The following is a 2488-nucleotide window of genomic DNA, read 5'->3' as shown; positions in this document are numbered from 1 at the left end:
AAGCTGATAGCTCCACCAGATCTTCATCTGACCAAATGGCTTTTAGCTGGGCAAAGAAGCTATCGGTGACCACCATGCTGGGCACGGTCATCCGCTCGGCGTACTCGATGGCCAGCTTCTCCGCTTCGGTGTAGAGGGTGCTGGTGCGGGCCTGGGCCACCGCCGCAATTTTGGCCGGGGTAGCTCCGTACTTTTGCGCCTGCAGGGTGTGGTAGGGAAGGCAGTAGTGGCGGCAGCCGTTGATTTGGGCAATGCGGATGCTGACCAGCTCCTTCAGCTCTTCAGGCAAGTTGGGGTTTTGGGTGTGCAGCGCCCCGTAGAGGTTCATCACGGCTCGCATCAGTTGGGGCTTGTGGGCCATCACCTGCAAGGGGTTCAGGGCGGTGCCGTAGGTTTTTTCCAGGCTTTCGTAAACCTTTTGCAGTTGCTTATCGGCTTTCTCTGGGGTAACAGGAGGGATCCGCATGGACAGTCTGTAAAATTGCAGCATTCTCGACTTTAGCGCGTCTGGGGGATCCGCCCAAGCCTGAGGGGCGCTTCACGGTCTGGGGGAGGGATCCCTTCTCCGCCTGAAACCAGGCACCTGCCTCCCTTCTTACTTGTCAAGGGTCAAGGATTGCCCAAGGATTGCTCAACGGCTTCCACCTGCTGCTGGGTGGCGGTAGCCCCTTGGTTGAGGGTTTGCTGGATCTGTTCCCGAGATTGGTAAATCTGCAGCGGCCCACCTTGAGGGATCCCTTGCTGGGCAGCTTCTGGGCTGGCTTGCTCTGGTCTCGGCTCCGAACTCAGCGGGTTGCGATAGAGGCGGTTAACCAGCAAAAATCCCACCAGCACCACAGCAGTTGCCACCAAAAGCCGAACCATACTCGGATCCCTTGCAAGCATCTGGTTCTAGAATGCCCAAAAAGAGGAGCAGGTATCCGATGTCGGGCAAAGTTGCGCAAACTTCCCAGCCGGTACGGGTTGGCATTGGCGGCCCGGTGGGATCTGGAAAAACCGCTTTGGTGGAAAAGCTCTGCTTGGCGCTGCGGGACCACCTGTCTTTGGCGGTGGTGACCAACGATATCTATACCCGCGAGGATGCCGAGTTTTTGGTGCGGGCCAAGGCCCTGGAGGCAGAGCGGATCATTGGCGTAGAGACCGGCGGCTGCCCCCACACCGCCATTCGGGAAGATGCCTCCCTCAACCTAGACGCCATTCAGGAGCTGGAGCGCCGCTTTTGCCCCCTGGATCTCATCTTGGTGGAATCGGGGGGGGACAACTTGGCAGCTACCTTCAGCCCGGAGCTGGTGGACGCCTGCATTTACGTCATCGACGTGGCCGAAGGGGACAAGATCCCGCGCAAAGGCGGGCCGGGGATCACCCGCTCCGACCTGCTGGTGATCAACAAGATCGATCTGGCTCCCTATGTGGGAGCAGACTTGGGGGTGATGGAACGGGATGCCCGTCGCATGCGGGGAGATAGGCCCTTTGTCTTTACCAACCTGCGCACGGGTGAGGGGCTGGAGCAGGTTCTCAGTTGGCTGGAGCGGGAGGTGCTGTTTCGCCCCATCAAGGCCGACCCCCCCTCGGTGAGCCGCCTGTGAACTTCGGTAAGGCCATCTTGAAGGCAACCCGCCGAGGCGAACATACCCGTATTTGGGAGTATTCTCAGGCTCCCCTGCAATGGCTGGGATCCCCTGGGGAGCCACCTGTGTACTACCTGCGCAACCCCAACGGCGGCCTGCTGGGTGGGGATCGCCACCGGATCGAGATCGGGCTGGGGCCAGGCTCGGCGCTGGAAATTCGCACCCAAGGGGCAATGCGGCTACATCCCGGCTTGATTCGGCAACAGGTCAAGGTCAAGCTGGCCCCCACCAGCCAGTTGATCTGGATCCCTCACCCGACCATTCCGGGGGCAGGGGCAGACTTTCGCCAGCAGGTGCAGATCGAACTGGATCCCACAGCCCGCCTGGCCTATGCCGAGATCTGGACTGCCGGACGGCTGGCCATGGACGAACGCTGGCAGTTTGAACATCTTGCCAACTGCTTGCAAGTTTGGGTCACTGCTGGGATCCCATCCTCCCCCGAGGGGAGAAAACTCTGGCTGCAGGAACACATAGACCTGCACTTTCCCCATCGGCAGGTCTCCGCCGCGTCAGTGCTGGGATCCCATCTCTGTTGGGGATCCCTGTACTTGCTGGGGGATTGGCCGGAACCCACTTGGCTGACCGTTCACATCAGCGGAACGGAGTCCCCATACTGGCTGGTCAAGTCTCCGGATCCCATCTGTAAGGGTTGGATTCTGCGCCAGGTGGGGCCACAGGCAGAGGCCATTTGGCGGCATTTTGGCCAGGTTGCACTACAGCTTGCTCAAGCCAAGGGTGGCTCACCCCAGGGGTGGTAGACTAAGGCTGACTCAAACCAACTGGTTGACCCAAGGCCGGGACGGAGTCCTTTGAACGCTGCTCAACGGATTCTCAGCTAGAAATCGCAGGAGCCCCGCACT

The 2488-nt window shown here is 60.2% G+C and carries 4 protein-coding genes; 2 read left to right on the top strand and 2 right to left on the bottom strand.

The genetic code is table 11. The features are described 5' to 3' along the window. Together NW856_RS13775 and NW856_RS13770 are read right to left on the bottom strand one after the other, a co-directional pair. On the bottom strand, positions 1 to 466 hold a 466-nt coding region (locus tag NW856_RS13775; RefSeq protein ID WP_414400703.1), incomplete at its 3' end, for a carboxymuconolactone decarboxylase family protein. A 143-nt stretch (positions 467 to 609) separates the two neighbouring features. Then, positions 610 to 864 carry a hypothetical protein gene (locus tag NW856_RS13770; RefSeq protein WP_041436298.1) on the bottom strand — a complete coding sequence of 85 codons (255 nt, stop codon included), beginning with the start codon at positions 862 to 864 and terminating at the stop codon, positions 610 to 612. Between the two features lie 59 nt (positions 865 to 923). Between NW856_RS13770 and ureG the strand changes: the two genes are divergently transcribed. Together ureG and NW856_RS13760 are read left to right on the top strand one after the other, a co-directional pair. Further along, positions 924 to 1586, top strand: coding sequence for an urease accessory protein UreG (gene ureG / locus NW856_RS13765; RefSeq protein ID WP_011432513.1), 663 nt, complete (start codon positions 924 to 926; stop codon positions 1584 to 1586). Then, positions 1583 to 2386, top strand: a complete 804-nt coding sequence (locus NW856_RS13760; protein WP_041436300.1) for an urease accessory protein UreD — start codon at positions 1583 to 1585, stop codon at positions 2384 to 2386. Before ureG ends, NW856_RS13760 begins: the two co-directional genes overlap by 4 nt. The last annotated feature ends 102 nt before the right edge of the window (positions 2387 to 2488 follow it).

It is taken from the genome of Synechococcus sp. R3-13, from assembly GCF_047462195.1.
Classification (GTDB): Bacteria; Cyanobacteriota; Cyanobacteriia; order Thermostichales; family Thermostichaceae; genus Thermostichus.
This window is presented reverse-complemented; position numbering and strand designations above follow the sequence as displayed.

What these genes read in the sequence shown, in the direction of transcription:
- NW856_RS13770 (WP_041436298.1), bottom strand. Translation starts at nt 864, where the DNA reads ATGGTTCGGCTTTTGGTGGCAACTGCTGTGGTGCTGGTGGGATTTTTG.
- ureG (WP_011432513.1), top strand. Translation starts at nt 924, where the DNA reads ATGTCGGGCAAAGTTGCGCAAACTTCCCAGCCGGTACGGGTTGGCATT.